General features: G+C 56.1%; 17 protein-coding genes. 13 read left to right on the top strand and 4 right to left on the bottom strand.

What is annotated here, in order from left to right:
- The first annotated feature begins 225 nt into the window (after positions 1–225).
- From Q7C21_RS06240 to Q7C21_RS06260, 5 genes are read left to right on the top strand one after another with little or no spacing between them, the layout of a single operon-like run.
- A complete protein-coding gene (locus tag Q7C21_RS06240) occupies positions 226–972 on the top strand; it encodes an ATP-binding cassette domain-containing protein (protein WP_003850984.1) in 747 nt (248 codons plus the stop codon).
- A gap of 21 nt (positions 973–993) precedes the next feature.
- On the top strand, positions 994–1,995 hold the full coding sequence (locus Q7C21_RS06245; RefSeq protein ID WP_164913091.1) for an ABC transporter permease: 1,002 nt from the start codon (positions 994–996) through the stop codon (positions 1,993–1,995).
- Between the two features lie 3 nt (positions 1,996–1,998).
- The gene (locus Q7C21_RS06250) at positions 1,999–3,078 is read left to right on the top strand and encodes a phosphotriesterase (protein WP_003850988.1); all 1,080 of its coding nucleotides are present in this window, start codon (positions 1,999–2,001) and stop codon (positions 3,076–3,078) included.
- A gap of 12 nt (positions 3,079–3,090) precedes the next feature.
- Entirely contained in the window at positions 3,091–3,849 is a 759-nt protein-coding gene (locus Q7C21_RS06255) for a glutamine amidotransferase (RefSeq protein ID WP_375150523.1), read from the top strand.
- The gene (locus tag Q7C21_RS06260; protein ID WP_039658906.1) at positions 3,846–4,955 is read left to right on the top strand and encodes a M20 family metallopeptidase; all 1,110 of its coding nucleotides are present in this window, start codon (positions 3,846–3,848) and stop codon (positions 4,953–4,955) included. The genes Q7C21_RS06255 and Q7C21_RS06260 overlap by 4 nt, the downstream gene beginning before the upstream one ends.
- Positions 4,956–5,059: 104 nt before the next feature.
- Here the strand turns inward: Q7C21_RS06260 and lptG are convergent, their stop codons facing one another.
- Together lptG and lptF are read right to left on the bottom strand one after the other, a co-directional pair.
- Positions 5,060–6,136 (bottom strand): LPS export ABC transporter permease LptG, encoded by a 1,077-nt coding sequence (gene lptG / locus Q7C21_RS06265; RefSeq protein WP_033762287.1) that lies wholly within the window; start codon positions 6,134–6,136, stop codon positions 5,060–5,062.
- Positions 6,136–7,236 (bottom strand): LPS export ABC transporter permease LptF, encoded by a 1,101-nt coding sequence (lptF, locus tag Q7C21_RS06270; RefSeq protein WP_375150524.1) that lies wholly within the window; start codon positions 7,234–7,236, stop codon positions 6,136–6,138. Before lptF ends, lptG begins: the two co-directional genes overlap by 1 nt.
- Before the next feature lie 268 nt (positions 7,237–7,504).
- Between lptF and pepA the strand changes: the two genes are divergently transcribed.
- From pepA to Q7C21_RS06290, 4 genes are all read left to right on the top strand, one after another.
- The gene (gene pepA / locus Q7C21_RS06275) at positions 7,505–9,016 is read left to right on the top strand and encodes a leucyl aminopeptidase (RefSeq protein WP_010251654.1); all 1,512 of its coding nucleotides are present in this window, start codon (positions 7,505–7,507) and stop codon (positions 9,014–9,016) included.
- A 65-nt stretch (positions 9,017–9,081) separates the two neighbouring features.
- Positions 9,082–9,540, top strand: coding sequence for a DNA polymerase III subunit chi (locus Q7C21_RS06280; RefSeq protein WP_008925453.1), 459 nt, complete (start codon positions 9,082–9,084; stop codon positions 9,538–9,540).
- Between the two features lie 5 nt (positions 9,541–9,545).
- On the top strand, positions 9,546–12,401 hold the full coding sequence (locus Q7C21_RS06285) for a valine--tRNA ligase (RefSeq protein WP_039658909.1): 2,856 nt from the start codon (positions 9,546–9,548) through the stop codon (positions 12,399–12,401).
- Between the two features lie 79 nt (positions 12,402–12,480).
- On the top strand, positions 12,481–12,990 hold the full coding sequence (locus tag Q7C21_RS06290) for a GNAT family N-acetyltransferase (protein ID WP_375150537.1): 510 nt from the start codon (positions 12,481–12,483) through the stop codon (positions 12,988–12,990).
- Positions 12,991–13,025: 35 nt separating this feature from the next.
- On the opposite strand, the gene Q7C21_RS06295 is transcribed toward Q7C21_RS06290, so the two are convergent.
- Both Q7C21_RS06295 and rraB read right to left on the bottom strand, forming a co-directional pair.
- Entirely contained in the window at positions 13,026–13,787 is a 762-nt protein-coding gene (locus tag Q7C21_RS06295; protein ID WP_039658912.1) for a tRNA-(ms[2]io[6]A)-hydroxylase, read from the bottom strand.
- Positions 13,788–13,843: 56 nt separating this feature from the next.
- Complete coding sequence (gene rraB, locus Q7C21_RS06300; RefSeq protein WP_375150525.1) at positions 13,844–14,272, bottom strand: ribonuclease E inhibitor RraB; 429 nt, start codon at positions 14,270–14,272, stop codon at positions 13,844–13,846.
- A 160-nt stretch (positions 14,273–14,432) separates the two neighbouring features.
- Here rraB and argF point away from each other — a divergent pair, with 160 nt between their 5' ends.
- The 4 genes from argF (at position 14,433) to ridA (ending at position 17,577) form a co-directional block, all read left to right on the top strand.
- Positions 14,433–15,440, top strand: coding sequence for an ornithine carbamoyltransferase (gene argF / locus Q7C21_RS06305; RefSeq protein ID WP_375150526.1), 1,008 nt, complete (start codon positions 14,433–14,435; stop codon positions 15,438–15,440).
- A 266-nt stretch (positions 15,441–15,706) separates the two neighbouring features.
- Complete coding sequence (gene pyrB / locus Q7C21_RS06310; RefSeq protein WP_008925443.1) at positions 15,707–16,642, top strand: aspartate carbamoyltransferase; 936 nt, start codon at positions 15,707–15,709, stop codon at positions 16,640–16,642.
- A gap of 11 nt (positions 16,643–16,653) precedes the next feature.
- Positions 16,654–17,118: an aspartate carbamoyltransferase regulatory subunit gene (gene pyrI, locus Q7C21_RS06315; protein WP_008925442.1), complete on the top strand. Its 465-nt coding sequence runs from the start codon at positions 16,654–16,656 to the stop codon at positions 17,116–17,118.
- 72 nt (positions 17,119–17,190) lie between these two features.
- On the top strand, positions 17,191–17,577 hold the full coding sequence (ridA, locus tag Q7C21_RS06320) for a 2-iminobutanoate/2-iminopropanoate deaminase (protein ID WP_003851016.1): 387 nt from the start codon (positions 17,191–17,193) through the stop codon (positions 17,575–17,577).
- The last annotated feature ends 31 nt before the right edge of the window (positions 17,578–17,608 follow it).

The raw sequence follows: 17,608 nt of genomic DNA on the forward strand, positions 1-17,608 counted from the left end.
GTTCACAGGCTGGCACGGAAGCTGCAATGTCGTACCTGGCAAACAAATATCGTTGTAGCGTGTTGTTCTGTGTGTTGAGACAAAGGTTTTATCCTGCAGGTAAACCGGTTTACAAGGGTGTAAACCGTGCCGGATAACCCTTTTTACATGCAGATTGACAGTCCTGTTAGCGGTGATGGGAGTAATCACATGCAGCAAGCACAAACTGCCCAGACACGGGTAGAGATGGTGAATATTACCAAGACCTACGGCGCGATACGGTCGCTTCGCGGCGTAAACCTGCAACTGGCTAAAGGTGAAGTGCTGGGGCTGGTGGGCGACAACGGCGCGGGCAAATCGACCCTGACCAAGGTGCTGTCAGGGGCTGTCGTGCCAACCAGTGGTACGATTCGTATTGATGGTGAGGACCAGCATTTCAGTAACCCGGCGGATTCTCGCCGCTGCCATATCGAGATGGTTTATCAGGACCTGTCGCTGTGCGATACCGTCGATGTGGCAGGCAACCTGTTTATGGGACGTGAGCCGATGAAGTCCATTCTCGGCATTCCGTTTCTGGATGAAGAGAAAATGCACGCTGATGCACGGGAGATGCTGAAAGGGCTGGGGATTTCTATCCCGGACACCCGGCTGCTGGTGCGCAATTTATCCGGCGGGCAGCGCCAGGCGATTGCCATTGCGCGCGCGGCCGCTTTCGATCCCAAAGTGCTGATCATGGATGAACCTACCGCCGCACTGGCCGTCGCCGAAGTGGAGGCGGTACTGGAGTTGATCCGCCGGGTGTCAGCACGTGGGGTGAGCGTCATCCTGATCACGCATCGCCTGCAGGATCTGTTCCTGGTCTGCGATCGCATCATGGTGATGTACGAGGGCACCAACGTGGCGGAACGCCGGGTGGCCGATACGGACCTGACTGAGATCGTCAATTTGATCGTGGGTGAAAAATTTGTCGCCCGCTCGGCCGCAGCGCACTGAGCGAGGAACAGGATGACTATTATGAATCTGAGCAGTTCCCGTATGGCACAACACTCGCTGCCGCGTCGCCTTCTGCATAACCACTCTGGCGTAGTCAGCATCGCGCTGTTTTTCGTATTCTGCTGCGTGGTGTTTTCTCTGATCACCGGCAACTTTCTCAGTAGCGCTAACTGGCTGAATATCATCCGTCAGAGTGCGCCATTGCTGATCGTCGCCACGGCAATGACGCTGGTGATCACCACGGGTGGGATCGATCTTTCCGTGGGGTCAACACTGGCCCTTGTCGGCGCCTTGTCCGCTATCGCCCTGAATAACTGGGGCCTGCCCTGGCCGGTGGTCTTGCTGGGCGGCCTGCTGCTGGGTGCGCTGGTCGGTGCTATCAACGGCTTTTTTATCGCCTATGAAGGCATTCCTGCCTTTATCGTCACGCTGGCGACGCTGGCGGTGGTGCGCGGCGTGGCGCTGCTGATCACTCAGGGTTACTCCATTCCCATCCCCGCTGATAGCCTGTTCGCCTTTATGGGACGCGCATGGGTGCTGGGTGTGCCGATGCCTGCGCTGATTGGCATCGTGGTGCTGGTGGTCGGCCATATCGTGCTGAACCATATGCGTTTTGGTCGCTATGTCACGGCCATTGGCGCAAATGCAGAAGGTGCGCGCCGTAGCGGGATTAATACCAAAGCCGTCACCATGAAAGTTTACATCATCAGTGGTATGGCGGCGGCGCTGGCGGGCATGATCATCACTGCTCGCCTGGGCAGCGGCTCTTCTAACCAGGGCGAAGGCTTTGAGCTGCAGGTCATCGCTGCGGTGGTGCTGGGCAGTACCAGCCTGTTCGGCGGCTTCGGCACCGTTGTTGGCACGCTGTTAGGCGCGCTGTCGATTGCCATCATCCAGAACGGCCTGATTTTGTCGCATATCTCCCCGTTTTATACGCAGATCGCCACCGGTACGATTATTCTGCTGGCCATCTGGCTGAACACCCGCATTCTCAACCCGACGCGGTCGGCGGCGAAAGGATAGCGCATGAAACATTCTATTTTTCGCCATCCCGATCCGCTGCCACTGGGTATCAGTAGCGGCTATGTGATGACCGTGCTCGGCCCATTGCCGGTGAGTGAAATGGGCGTAACGCTGATGCACGAACATATCCTGCTGGATGCCTCAGGCAAATGGGTGCCGCCCTGCTGCTGCGGCGATCGTCATCTGGCGGAAATGCCGGTCAGCATTGAAAACCTGGGCGAACTGTCACTCAACCCGCTTATCAGCCGCGACAACTGTCAGCTGTTTGATGTGGATTTGGCGATTGAAGAGCTGATGAAGTTCCGGGCGCTGGGCGGCGATACGGTGGTGGATCCCACGAATATCGGCATTGGCCGCGATCCCAAAGCCCTGCAGCGGATCGCGCGCCTGACCGGGCTGAATATCATCATGAGCACCGGGCTGTATCTGGAACCGTCACATCCGGACTGGATGAAAACGATCAGCATTGAAGCACTGACCGACAAGCTGATTTACGACCTGGGCGGCAGAGAAGATAAACCCGACGTGCTGGCAGGTCTTATTGGTGAGATCGGCGTTTCCAGCCGCTTTACCCCCAATGAAGAGAAATCCCTGCGGGCTGCAGGCCGCGCCAGCGCTGCGACAAATGTGCCGATTGAGGTGCATCTGCCCGGCTGGGAGCGTCTGGGTCATCGTGTACTGGATATTCTTGAAGAAGAAGGGGCTGACCTGCGCCATGTCGTTCTGTGCCATATGAACCCCAGCTTTGCGGATAAGCGTTACCAGCGCGAGCTTGCACAGCGCGGAGCCTTCCTGGAGTACGACATGATCGGCATGAGTTATTACTACGCCGATGAATCTGCGCAGTCGCCGTCCGATGAAGAGAATGCCCGCGCCATTCGCGAGCTGATTGATGACGGCTTTATTGAACAGGTGTTGTTGTCGCAGGACGTGTTCCTGAAAACCATGCTGACCCGCTACGGCGGTCACGGCTATGGCTATATCCTTAAACATTTTGTTCCGCGCCTGAAACGCCACGGCGTCAGCGGCGAACAACTTGAAACCTTACTGATTGCTAACCCACAGCGCGTTTTTGGTGGGTAAGGGAGAACCGTAATGCAGAAGAAAATTTTACTGGTCGGCGAGTCCTGGACCAGCACGTCCGTTCACGTCAAAGGCTTCGATCAGTTTGCCACTGCCACCTGGCATAATGGCGCAACCGACTTTATGGCAGCGCTGGCCGACAGTGATTATGCCATCACCTATATGCCCGCTCATGCTGCCGCCACCGGGTTTCCACTTACGCCTGATGGGCTTTCGCAGTGGGACGCGATCATTCTGTCCGACATCGGTGCGAATACGTTGCTGCTGCACCCGGATACCTGGCTAAAGAGCCAGCGCACAGCGAACCGCCTGACACTGATCCACGACTATGTGGCCGCAGGCGGCGCACTGATGATGATTGGCGGCTACTTTAGTTTTCAGGGTATCAATGGGGGTGCGCGCTATCGCAACACGGCCGTGGAGAAAGTCTTGCCGGTACGCTGCCTGGCCTGGGATGACCGCATTGAAACGCCTGAAGGGGCTTATCCCAGCGTCACGGAATCTCACCCGCTGTTTAGTGATATCCCCAACGAATGGCCATGGTTACTGGGTTATAACGAGGTGGAAATGCACCCTGAAGGCAAACTGCTGGCGACCATTGCCGGCACGGAACATCCGCTGCTGGCGGTGCGCGAATATCAGCAGGGCCGTTCACTGGTCTGGACCAGTGATATGTCGGCGCACTGGCTGCCGCAGGAATTTGCACAGTGGCCGGGTTATCGCCAGCTGTGGATCAACTGTCTGGACTGGTTAACGGTGCGTGGCGAATGAGCCAGAGCCTGATACTGGCGCAGCAACTGCTGCGTTTTGACACCATTAATCCCCCGGGCAATGAAGCAGCCTGCATGCAGTTCCTGGCAGACTGGCTGACGCAGCGTGGCTTCGACGTCACCCTGTCGACCTTCGGTGAAAACCGCCTGAACCTGATTGCCAGCCTGCCTGGCAGCCTGCCTGGACCGAAGTTAGCGTTTACCGGCCATCTGGATACGGTTCCTCTCGGCAACGCCGACTGGCAGTACGATCCGTTTGGGGAAGTTGTGGGCGACAGGCTATATGGGCGGGGATCGAGTGACATGAAGGCCGCCGTCGCGGCTTTTGCCGTCGCCTGCGTGACGCACCAGCAGGCAATTCAGCAAGGGTCGGGTGTTGTCCTGTTGATCACAGGCGGAGAAGAGACGGGGTGCGACGGCGCGCAAGCACTGATTGATACCACCGACCTGCCCGAGGTTGGCGCATTGATTGTCGGCGAGCCTACCAGCAACTATCCGGTTATCGGCCACAAAGGCGCACTCTGGCTACGCTGTGAAACCCGGGGCAAAACAGCGCACGGCGCGATGCCTGAGCTGGGTATTAATGCCATTTATCTGGCGGCGGAGGCACTGGGCAAGATTCAGCACTTCTCACCCGGCGCACCTCATCCGCTGATGAAGCAGCCAACCATTAACGTCGGACGCATTGCCGGCGGTCTGAACATTAATTCCGTGCCCGATCGTACGCAGTTTGACGTGGATATCCGTAGCGCGCCCAATCTGCATCACGCAGCAATTCGTCAGCAATTGACAACATTACTGGGAGAGAGCGTCACGGTGACGACGCTGGTGGATCTGCCAGCGGTGTTGAGCGAAGAGAATCAGGCCTGGATTCAGTCGGTTTATCAGCACTGTCAGGCATTACATGACGCCCCGCTGACACCGCGCATTGTGCCCTACTTTACCGATGCATCATTACTGCTGCCCGCGCTGGGCACGCCGCCCTGTATTATCCTGGGTCCCGGCGAGCCCTCAATGGCACATCAGACCGATGAGTATTGCCTGCTGACCCGGTTAGCAGAAGCGGAAACGCTGTATGGTGCAGTGATAAACGACTGGATGCGTTGATGCATTAATAAAGGGATTTATGACACTGCGGGATGACTGAAATGGCACAGGGTGCGTGCCATGAAAAAGGCCGCCCTGAGAGGCGGCCTTTTTGCGGCTGACTGTTAGCGCCGCTTAATCAACATAAACATACTGATCGCGAAGAACGCAAAGCTCGGCAGAATTGCGCCCAGAATCGGCGGCAAGCCATAAACCAGGCTTAACGGGCCGAAAATCTGATCCAGCACGTAGAACAGGAAGCCAAAGCTGATACCGGTGACGACACGCACACCCATCGACACGCTGCGCAGCGGACCAAAGATAAATGACAGCGCCATCAGCATCATCACCGCGACGGACAGCGGCTGGAAGATTTTGCTCCACATATTCAGCTCATATCTTCCCGCTTCCTGACCACTCTGCTTCAGATATTTACTGTAGCTATGGAGACCGCGAATCGATAATGCGTCTGGATCCAGCGCGACGACACCCAGCTTATCTGGCGTCAGATTGGTTTTCCATTCGCCAGTCAGGCTCTGTGAACCGGTAATCTGCTTTGGATCGGTTAGGTTCGACTCATCGACCTGGGAGAGCAACCAGCGTTTTTTGTCTTTGTCCCATGTGGCCGTCGCCGCGTAACGTACACTCTGCAGACGACGCTGGTCATTGAAGTTGTAAATGCTGACGCCATCAATTTCGTTGTCGCCTTTAATGCGCTCAATATAGATGAAGCTATTGCCATCTTTCGCCCACAGACCATTCTGCGTCGAGACCAGTGCACCACCGTAAAGCTGCTGCGCCCGGTAGTTACGTGCCATCTGCTCGCCCGACGGCGCGACAAACTCGCCAATCGCCATGGTCAGCAGCACCAGCGGAATCGCCGTTTTCATGACTGACAGCGCCACCTGCATACGGGTAAAGCCCGCCGCCTGCATCACCACCAGCTCACTGCGCTGCGCCAGCGCGCCCAGTCCCAGCAGCGCACCCAGCAGCGCCGCCATCGGGAAGAAAATCTCAATATCTTTAGGCACGCTGAGAAGAGTGTAATAACCGGCACTCAGCGCGCTGTAGCTACCCTGGCCGGTTTTACGCAGCTGATCGACGAACTTGATGATGCCGGAAAGCGACACCAGCATGAACAGCGTCAGCATGATGGTATTGAAGATGGTTTTACCAATATAGCGGTCAAGTACGCGAAACATCAGACCGACCCTCCGCGGATAAAGCGGGCGCGAATCCGACGCATCGGCACCGTATCCCACAGGTTAAGGAGCACCGCCAGCACCAGATAGCTGATATTCACCACCCACATCCAGAGCGCCGGATCGAGCCGCCCTTTCGCCCCGCTCGACTTCAGCGAGCTCTGCAGCAGGAAGAAAATCAGATAGAGCAGCATCGCAGGCAGCATTGACAGCACGCGCCCCTGACGTGGATTCACCACACTGAGCGGCACGACCATCAGCGCCATCACCAGCACCGCGAACACCAGCGTCAGACGCCAGTGCAGCTCAGCCTGGAAATCAGGTGTTTTATTCGCGACCAGGTCGCTCAGGCTCGCCTGCTCTGAATCGTTAGGGTCAAGCGTTGCCGCTTTATAGCCCACAATCGCCTGATAGTTGGTGAAGTCGGTAATACGGAAATCACGCAGCAGTGCGGTGCCCTCAAAGCGGGTGCCTTTATCCAGCGTCACCACCTGCGAGCCATCTTTACGCTGTTCCATGTGGCCGCTGTCAGCCAGCACCACCGAAGGGCGCGCGTTGCCTTTTGGCCGTAACTGCGCCAGGAAGACGTTACCAAAGTTGTTGCCCTTCACATTCTCGACAAACAGCACGGCGCTGCCGTCGCCGGAGGTCTGGAATTGTCCGGCGGCCATGGCTGCCGCACCCGGATTGGCTTTGGCGTTCTGTGTCACCTCATCCTGATAACGGGATGACCATGGTCCCAGCCAGATGACATTAACCGCTGCCACCACGGAGGTGAACAGCATCAATATCATCGCGGCTTTCACCAGGACGGCTTTACTCAGGCCGCAGGCGTGCATCACGGTAATTTCACTTTCCGTGTAGAGACGCCCCAGCGTCATCAGAATTGCCAGAAACAGACTTAAGGGCAGTATAAGTTGTGCCATTTGAGGCACACCGAGTCCTAACAATGTCAGAACGAGGTTTGTCGGCACTTCGCCATCCACCGCGGCACCCAGGATCCTGACTAACTTCTGACAAAAGAAGATGAGTAACAGGATAAACAGGATAGCCAGCTGGCTTTTGAGCGTTTCCCGAACCAGATATCTAATGATGATCACGCTTAGTACGCCTGTGAAAACTTGTCTTTTTGCAGGAAAATCGCTAGTTTCAACGCTTATCAGCCATTTTTCTTCATCAATGGCCGTCGCCGTAGCTAAATTTGTATGAAAAACGCGTCCGGGTGGTGAAAAAACAACATCTTGTCACCCTGATTCATTATGACCTCCAGCGGCAGAATGTCATGCTGCGACAATGAATAAATGGGTCATGAGCGCGCTACATTCTAGCGGCAGCAGCGGCCGTTGTCTTTAAGATTCAGGAGAGTGCATGGAGTTCAGTGTAAAAAGCGGAAGCCCGGAAAAACAACGCAGTGCCTGCATTGTCGTTGGCGTTTTCGAACCGCGTCGTCTGTCACCGATTGCCGAGCAGCTGGATAAAATCAGCGACGGCTATATCAGCGCCCTGCTGCGCCGCGGCGAGCTGGAAGGAAAAGTGGGCCAGACACTGCTGCTGCATCATGTGCCAAATATCCTGTCAGAGCGTATTCTGCTGATTGGCTGCGGTAAAGAGCGTGAGCTGGATGAACGCCAGTACAAGCAAGTCATTCAAAAAACCATTAATACGCTGAACGATACCGGCTCAATGGAAGCGGTCTGCTTCCTGACCGAGTTGCATGTCAAAGGCCGCAATACTTACTGGAAAGTGCGTCAGGCGGTGGAGACTTCTAAAGAGGCACTCTACAACTTTGACCAGCTGAAAAGTAACAAAGCAGAGCCGCGTCGTCCGCTGCGCAAACTGGTGTTTAACGTGCCGACCCGCCGTGAACTGACCAGCGGCGAACGCGCAATCCAGCATGGCTTGGCGGTTGCAGCCGGTATGAAAGCAGCGAAAGATCTCGGCAACATGCCACCCAATATCTGTAACGCCGCTTATCTGGCGTCACAGGCACGTCAGCTGGCGGACGCTTTCAGTAAAAATGTCACAACCCGCGTGATCGGCGAACAGCAGATGAAAGAGCTGGGCATGAACGCCTATCTTGCGGTCGGTGCCGGTTCACAAAACGAATCGCTGATGTCGGTGATTGAATACAAAGGCAATCCGGATGCGGAAGCGCGGCCGATTGTGCTGGTAGGCAAAGGGCTGACCTTTGACTCCGGCGGCATCTCCATCAAGCCTGCCGACAGCATGGATGAAATGAAGTATGACATGTGCGGCGCAGCCGCCGTCTATGGCGTGATGCGTATGGTGGCCGAGCTGAATCTCCCACTGAACGTGGTCGGCGTGCTGGCGGGCTGTGAAAACATGCCGGACGGACGTTCAATGCGTCCGGGCGATGTGCTGACCACCATGTCTGGTCAGACCGTTGAAGTGCTGAATACCGACGCCGAAGGCCGACTGGTCCTGTGCGATGCGCTGACCTATGTCGAACGTTTCGACCCGGAAGTGGTGATTGACGTGGCGACGCTGACCGGCGCCTGCGTGATTGCGCTGGGCCATCACATCAGCGGCCTGCTGTCGAACCACAATCCGCTGGCGCATGAGCTGATTAGCGCCTCTGAGCAGTCAGGCGATCGCGCCTGGCGTCTGCCGATGGCGGATGAGTTCCAGGAGCAGCTGGAGTCCAACTTTGCCGATATGGCGAACATTGGTGGCCGTCCTGGTGGCGCAATTACCGCCGCCTGCTTCCTGGCACGTTTCGCCCGCAAATATAACTGGGCGCACCTGGATATCGCCGGCACCGCCTGGCGCTCCGGTAAAGCCAAAGGCGCCACCGGACGACCGGTGCCGATGCTGTCGCAGTTTCTGTTGAATCGGGCAGGATTGAACGGCGACGACTAAGCGCCCTCTTTTCTGACAGCAAGGGCGGATCTGATTCCGCCCTTGATCTTCTGATGAGCAAACCGATGAAAAACGCAACCTTCTACGTGCTGGAAACCGATGCAACGAGCGATGGCCTTAGCGCCGTTGAAGCGCTGGTGTGCAATCTGGCGGAAACACGCTGGCGGGCCGGAAAGCGGGTGTTGATCGCCTGCGAAGATGAGCAGCAAGCCATTCGTCTTGATGAAGCACTGTGGCAACGGCCAGCAAATGCCTTTGTGCCGCACAACCTGGCGGGCGAAGGCCCGCGCTACGGTGCGCCGGTCGAACTGGCCTGGCCCCAGCGTCGCGGCAGTTCACAGCGCGACCTGCTGATTAGCCTGCTGCCCCACTTCGCAGATTTTGCTACTGCTTTCCATGAAGTGATAGACTTCGTTCCTTACGAAGACGCTCTCAAACAACTGGCGCGCGACCGCTATAAAGCGTATCGCAGCGTTGGATTCCAATTGAATACGGCAGCGCCACCACAGCCGCAAACGACATAGCAGAAATGGAAAAGACATATAACCCGCAAGATATCGAGCAGCCGCTTTACGAGCATTGGGAAAAGCAGGGCTACTTCAAACCGAATGGCGATACCAGCCAGGAAAGCTTTTGCATCATGATCCCGCCGCCGAACGTCACCGGTAGCTTGCACATGGGTCACGCCTTCCAGCAAACCATCATGGACACCATGATCCGTTACCAGCGCATGCAGGGGAAAAATACCCTGTGGCAGGCGGGTACTGACCACGCGGGCATCGCCACGCAGATGGTGGTTGAGCGCAAAATTGCGGCTGAAGAAGGCAAAACGCGCCAGGACTATGGCCGCGATGCATTCATCGACAAAATCTGGCAGTGGAAAGCAGAATCTGGCGGCACCATTACCCGTCAGATGCGCCGTCTGGGTAACTCCGTCGACTGGGAGCGCGAGCGCTTCACCATGGACGATGGCCTCTCCAATGCCGTTAAAGAAGTGTTTGTTCGCCTCTATAAAGAGAACCTGATCTACCGTGGCAAGCGCCTGGTAAACTGGGATCCTAAGCTGCGCACGGCGATCTCCGATCTGGAAGTGGAAAACCGCGAGAGCAAAGGCTCAATGTGGCATATCCGCTATCCGCTGGCTGACGGCGCAAAAACCGCTGACGGCAAAGATTACCTGGTGGTCGCCACTACCCGTCCGGAAACCCTGCTGGGCGATACCGGCGTGGCGGTTAACCCGGAAGATCCACGTTATAAAGATCTGATCGGCAAATTTGTGATGCTGCCGCTGGTGGGTCGTCTGATTCCGATCGTGGGCGATGAACATGCCGACATGGAAAAAGGCACCGGCTGCGTCAAGATCACCCCGGCGCATGACTTCAACGACTACGAAGTCGGTCGTCGTCACAAACTGCCAATGATCAACATTCTGACCTTCGACGGTGATATCCGCGACCGCGCTCAGGTGTATGACACCAACGGCGAAGCCAGCGATGCCTGTTCCGATGAGATCCCGGCTGCTTTCCAGCACATGGAGCGCTTTGCCGCGCGTAAAGCGATTGTCGCCGCCGTCGATGAACTGGGTCTGCTTGAAGAGATCAAACCGCACGACCTGACCGTACCTTACGGCGACCGTGGCGGTGTGGTTATCGAGCCGATGCTGACCGACCAGTGGTATGTGCGTACCGCACCGCTGGCGAAAGTGGCGGTTGAAGCCGTTGAGAATGGCGACATCCAGTTCGTGCCGAAGCAGTATGAAAACATGTACTTCTCCTGGATGCGTGATATTCAGGACTGGTGTATTTCCCGTCAGCTCTGGTGGGGTCACCGCATCCCGGCCTGGTATGACGACAACGGTAACGTCTACGTTGGCCGTACCGAAGAGGAAGTCCGCGCTGAGAACAACCTGGCCGCCGATGTGGCGCTGCGTCAGGATGACGACGTGCTGGATACCTGGTTCTCATCCGGTCTGTGGACCTTCTCCACCCTGGGCTGGCCAGAAAACACCGAAGCGCTGCGTACCTTCCATCCGACCAGCGTGCTGGTCAGCGGCTTCGACATCATCTTCTTCTGGATTGCCCGCATGATCATGCTGACCATGCACTTCATCAAAGATGAAAACGGCAAACCGCAGGTGCCGTTTAAAACCGTCTACATGACCGGTCTGATCCGTGATGAAGAAGGTCAGAAGATGTCGAAATCCAAGGGCAACGTGATTGACCCGCTGGATATGGTCGACGGCATTTCGCTGGAAGCGCTGCTGGAAAAACGCACCGGCAACATGATGCAGCCACAGCTGGCTGAGAAGATCCGCAAACGTACCGAGAAGCAGTTCCCGGACGGCATCGAGCCATCAGGCACCGATGCGCTGCGTTTCACGCTGGCAGCACTGGCCTCAACCGGTCGCGACATCAACTGGGACATGAAGCGCCTGGAAGGGTATCGCAACTTCTGTAACAAGCTGTGGAACGCCAGCCGCTTTGTGCTGATGAACACTGAGGACCAGGATTGCGGCCAGAACGGCGGCGATATGACGCTGTCGCTGGCGGATCGCTGGATTCTGACCGAGTTCAACAACACCGTGAAAGCCTACCGTGAAGCGCTGGATAGCTACCGTTTCGATATCGCGGCTAACCTGCTGTATGACTTCACCTGGAACCAGTTCTGCGACTGGTATCTGGAGCTGACTAAGCCGGTGATGAACAGCGGCAATGAATCTGAATTGCGTGGCACCCGCCATACGCTGGTTCACGTGCTGGAAGCGCTGCTGCGCCTGGCGCATCCGATCATTCCGTTTATCACTGAAACCATCTGGCAGCGCGTGAAGGGACTGAAAAATATCAGCGACGACACCATTATGCTGCAGCCTTTCCCGCACTACGATGCGTCGAAAGAAGATGCCGAAGCGAAAGCGGACATTGAGTGGATGAAGCAGGCGATCGTCGCGGTGCGTAATATCCGTGCCGAGATGAACATCGCGCTGAGCAAGCCACTGGATGTGCTGTTGCGTGACTGCTCGCCTGCAGCGCTGCGTCGCGTTGAAGCTAACCGCAACTTCCTGTCGCGCCTGGCGCGTCTGGAAAGCCTGACCATTCTGCCTGCGGGCGAGAAAGGTCCGGTGTCGGTGACCAAGCTGGTTGAAGGCGCAGAGCTGCTGATCCCGATGGCGGATCTGGTGGACAAAACCGCTGAGCTGGAGCGTCTGGCGAAAGAGCTGGTTAAGCTGGATGTGGAGATTGAGAAGATCGAGACCAAGCTGGCGAACGAAGGCTTTGTTTCACGCGCGCCGGAAGCGGTCGTTGCGAAAGAGCGCGAACGCGTGGCAGACCTGCAACAATCAAAAGCAAAACTGATTGAACAGCAGGCGGTCATTGCGGCATTGTAAGCGTCTTAGCTGACAGCTTATTCATAAAGCCGGGCTTGCCCGGCTTTTTTATTGACCTCGTACAAATCCGGAAGAGATGATGACGACCAGCGCCACCCCGCGTGTTGACCTCCAGGTGCGGCCGATTACTGCCGCCGATAATCCGCATATTGCCCAGGTGATTCGCGACGTTTCTGCGGAGTTCGGCCTGACGGCTGACAAGGGCTACACCGTCTCCGATCCCCAGCTGGATCACCTGTTTGAGCTCTACAGTGCCGACCAGAGCGCCTACTGGATTATTGAATATCAGGGCAAGGTGGTCGGTGGCGGCGGTGTTGCGCCTCTCGCCTGCAGCGCGCCCGATATCTGCGAGTTGCAAAAGATGTACTTTCTGCCGGAGGTGCGCGGGCAGGGTCTGGCGCGCGAACTGGCGCTGAGGGCGATGGAGCATGCACGCGGCCACGGCTTCCGTCGTTGCTATCTGGAAACCACCGCCAGCCTGACGCGGGCGATTAAACTCTATGAGTCGCTGGGCTTTGAGCATATCGATAGCGCGATGGGCTGTACCGGCCATGTCGACTGCGAAGTGCGGATGCTGAAACAGCTATGACAATCGGGGCTGCCAGCCCCGTGACTATAATTGGTTCAGAACGCCGGAACGCCGCTGTGAAAGCGTAATTCGGTGTCAGGTTCGCTGATTAACCGCCCTTCTGTTATCCCAATCGCCTGCACGCGTGGCGTAATGTCTTTAGTGGCAATCTGCGCCGCCAGCGTTAAATAATCCTGATAGTGCCGCGCCTCTGAGCGCAGCAGCGACAGATAGAACTTTGCCAGTTCGTCATCAAGATAGGGTGCCAGACTGGCGAAGCGCTCGCAGGAGCGCGCCTCAATGTAAGCGCCACAAATCAGCTTATCCACCAGGGTTTCCGGCTCATGCGTCGTCACTTCACGCAGCAGCGATTTGGCGTAGCGGCTGGAGGTGATCTTCTGATAGACCAGCCCGCGCGACTGCATAATTTCCCACACCTGATAGAAGTGATGCAGCTCCTCTTTAATCAGCAACACCATCTTCTCCACCAGCTCATCCGCCCAGGGCAGCGCATTGCGCACGATGATGCGTTTCGTCAGGTTTTTATGGGCATTGATAAAGTCGCTGTCGCCATCTTCGCGGAAGATAAAATCTTCATAGGGCTTCAGCCACGCCAGAATAGCGTCGCCGCTGGGTTTGTCGGCGACATATTTGCGGATCAACCACACCGCAGTCTGCGCGGCTTTCAGTTCGCACACCAGATGGTCGGTTAACAGCAGAGTCAGATTTTCTGGTTTGCGCGCCTCATCAATCCAGGCCTGGGGCGTGCGGCAGTGCAGAAACTGATAGATCGGTTCAAGTAACGGTGCGTAGTTCATGATGTCAAAACAGGTGTGGCAGAGGTGACAGGCGGAGAACTCTCCGCCCCGGCTACTTAGTGGCGAATACCATTATCATCTTCATCTTCGATGGCGTCGTCATCTTCGTCTTCGTCTTCATCTTCGGCATCGGGATCTTCGAAATAGGTGCCCCAGCCGTCATAATCGACGTTGTACTTGCCAATCAGGTTCACCAGCTGTTCAACCTGCGCATCAATCAGCTCCGGCTTCAGTGCAGATTCGCTGATAATATCGACACACATCACCGTGGTGCCATCTTCCAGCTCCAGCTCTTCCGGCTCGGTCACTTCATAACCCAGCTTGAAGGCGTCAACCGCGGCTTTTTCCAGTGAATCAAAATTATTGCATGAGAGATGATGCTCGATGGTATAGAGCGCATCAGGATCGCTGCCATCCTCCAGCAGCTCTTCAATAACCTGCCGCGTCTCTTCCTGCTGCTCTTCCAGTAATGCTTCATATGCCATGACAATGTCCTCTCTGAGTTCGGCAATAATCAATTATTTTCCCACACTGCCTGTCGCGCCACTACACAAAACGAAAAGTTTATTCAGCTCACACTTGAAAATGAATATTCATACGGTTAAATTGAATTTTAATTCATTTTAATGCTTACCGGAGTGTTGTATGAGTCAGCTGTATCAGCGCCATTTCCTCAGACTTCTGGATTTTACTCCCGCCGAAATTGATCATCTGCTGTCCCTTTCCGCTGAATTAAAACAGGCGAAAAAAAGCGTCAGCGAAGTGCAGTATCTGAAAGGTAAAAACATCGCGCTCATCTTCGAAAAAGACTCGACCCGTACACGATGCTCTTTCGAAGTTGCCGCTTACGATCAGGGTGCAAACGTCACTTATCTGGGCCCGAGCGGCAGTCAGATCGGCCATAAAGAGTCGATGCGCGACACTGCAAGGGTGCTGGGACGCATGTACGATGGTATTCAGTATCGCGGCTACGGTCAGGCGCTGGTGGAGACGCTGGCGGAACATGCGGGCGTGCCGGTGTGGAACGGTCTGACTACCGAGTTTCACCCGACCCAGTTGCTGGCTGACCTGCTGACCATGCAGGAGCACCTGCCGGGCAAAAAGCTCAGTGAGATGACGCTGGTTTATGTGGGCGATGCGCGCAACAACATGGGTAACACTATGCTGGAAGCGGCGGCACAGGTGGGTCTGGATCTGCGTCTGGTGGCACCGAAAAGCTGCTGGCCAGAGGACGAACTGGTGGCGCAGTGCCGTCACGCCGCGCAGCAGACCGGGGGTAAAATCACCCTTACCGAACATATTGCCGACGGTGTGAAAGGCGCTGACTTTATCTACACCGACGTCTGGGTGTCGATGGGCGAAGCCAAAGAAGTCTGGGCCGAGCGTATCGCCCTGCTGCGTGACTACCAGGTTAACCGTGCGATGCTCGATCTGACCGGCAATCCGCAGGTTAAATTCCTGCACTGCCTGCCCGCTTTCCACGATGATCAGACCACGCTGGGTCAGCAGATGGCCGAGCAGTACGATCTGCCCAACGGCATGGAAGTGAGCAACGAGGTGTTTGAGTCGCCGCACAGCATTGTGTTCGACCAGGCTGAGAATCGGATGCACACCATTAAAGCCGTGATGGTCGCCACGCTGGGCCAGCGCTGACCGATGGCGCTCGCCTTACCGTTAAGTAGCGTTAGTCAGATAAAGAAGCGCAAACGTTTTCCTCTTGCTGCTCTACCGCGAACGGGTATAATGCGGCCCAATTTGCCGGAGGAAATATGCTACAGCACAGCGGACAATTTGACGCTCTATCACGCCTGACCGCAGGCGGTGCTGCTGTTTCTTTCGGTCATCGACCCGATCATAAAAAAGCCCCTCATTGAGGGGTTTTTTTTTGTCCGCAATCCGGCCGCGCAGAGGAGAGAGCTATGCCTAACCCGCTATATCGCAAGCACATCATTTCAATCAACGACCTCAGTCGTGAAGAGCTGGAACTGGCACTGGACACCGCCGCCAGGCTGAAAGCCCATCCGCAGCCGGAACTGCTGAAGCACAAGGTTATTGCCAGTTGCTTCTTTGAAGCCTCGACCCGTACCCGCCTGTCGTTTGAGACCGCGATTCATCGCCTTGGCGCATCAGCGGTAGGCTTTGCTGACGGCAGTAATACCTCGCTGGGCAAGAAAGGCGAAACCCTGGCCGATACCATTTCCGTGATCAGCACCTACGTTGATGCGATTGTGATGCGTCATCCGCAGGAAGGCGCGGCGCGGCTGGCAACGGAGTTCTCTGGCGGCATTCCGATTCTCAACGCCGGTGACGGCGCGAACCAGCATCCGACCCAGACCCTGCTCGATCTCTTCACCATTCAGGAGACCCAGGGCCGTCTTGGTCAGCTGAATGTGGCGATGGTCGGTGACCTGAAATATGGCCGCACGGTGCACTCTCTGACGCAGGCGCTGGCGAAGTTTGATGGTAACCGCTTCTTCTTTATCGCGCCCGATGCGCTGGCAATGCCGGCTTATATCACTGACATGCTGGATGAGAAGAATATCGCCTGGTCACGTCACGACAGCTTTGAAGAAGTGATGCCGCAGCTTGATATTCTTTACATGACGCGGGTGCAGAAAGAGCGGCTCGATCCGTCAGAATATGCCAACGTAAAAGCGCAGTTTATTCTGCGCGCCACCGATCTCACTACGGCACGTGACAACATGAAAGTGCTGCATCCGCTGCCGCGCATCGATGAGATCACCACCGATGTCGACAAAACCCCTTACGCCTGGTATTTCCAGCAGGCGGGTAACGGCATCTATGCGCGCCAGGCTCTGCTGGCTCTGGTTTTAAACAGCGAACTCGCCCTGTAAGGAGATTTCCCATGACGCAAGACAACAAATTGCAGGTCGAAGCAATCAAACGCGGCACGGTCATCGACCACATTCCGGCGCAGATTGGCTTTAAACTGCTCTCCCTGTTCCGGCTGACCGAAACCGATCAGCGCATTACCATCGGTCTGAATCTGCCGTCGGGTGAGATGGGCCGCAAAGACCTGATTAAGATTGAAAATACGTTTCTCACTGACGATCAGGTCAATCAGCTGGCGGTCTATGCACCCCATGCCACGGTTAACCGCATCGACGATTATGAAGTGGTGGCGAAGATCGCCCCGACGCTGCCGGATCATGTTGAACGGGTGCTGACCTGCCCCAACAGCAACTGTATCAGCCGCAGCGAGCCGGTCTTCTCCAGCTTTACCGTGAAGCAGCGCGCCGACGATGTGCATCTGAAGTGCAAATATTGCGAGAAAGAGTTCGCCCGCCATGTGGTGCTCGGTCACTGGTAATCGCCCTGCCCGACCTTATAATGGGCAACAGTGGCGGCATCGCCGCCTGACGACGTAATCAAAGGAGCCATGATGTCACGTGAAATCAGTACTGAAAAAGCCCCTGCCGCTATCGGTCCCTATGTTCAGGGTGTCGATCTGGGCAGCATGATCATGACCTCCGGTCAGATTCCGGTTGATCCGGCGACCGGCCAGGTGGCAGATGACATTGCCGCACAGGCGCGTCAGTCACTGGAAAATGTGAAGGCGATTGTTGAAGCTGCGGGTCTGAAGGTTGGCGACATCGTGAAGACCACGGTGTTCGTAAAGGACCTGAATGATTTCGCCACGGTCAACGCGACCTATGAAGCGTTTTTCACCGAGCATGAAGCTCACTTCCCGGCGCGTTCCTGTGTCGAAGTGGCGCGTCTGCCAAAAGATGTGAAAATCGAAATCGAAGCGATTGCGATTCGTCGCTAAAGCGTAAGCCGCCGCTCTCCGGGGATACAGG

It is taken from the genome of Pantoea sp. ANP04, assembly GCF_041982285.1.
Classification (GTDB): Bacteria; Pseudomonadota; Gammaproteobacteria; order Enterobacterales; family Enterobacteriaceae; genus Pantoea; species Pantoea eucalypti.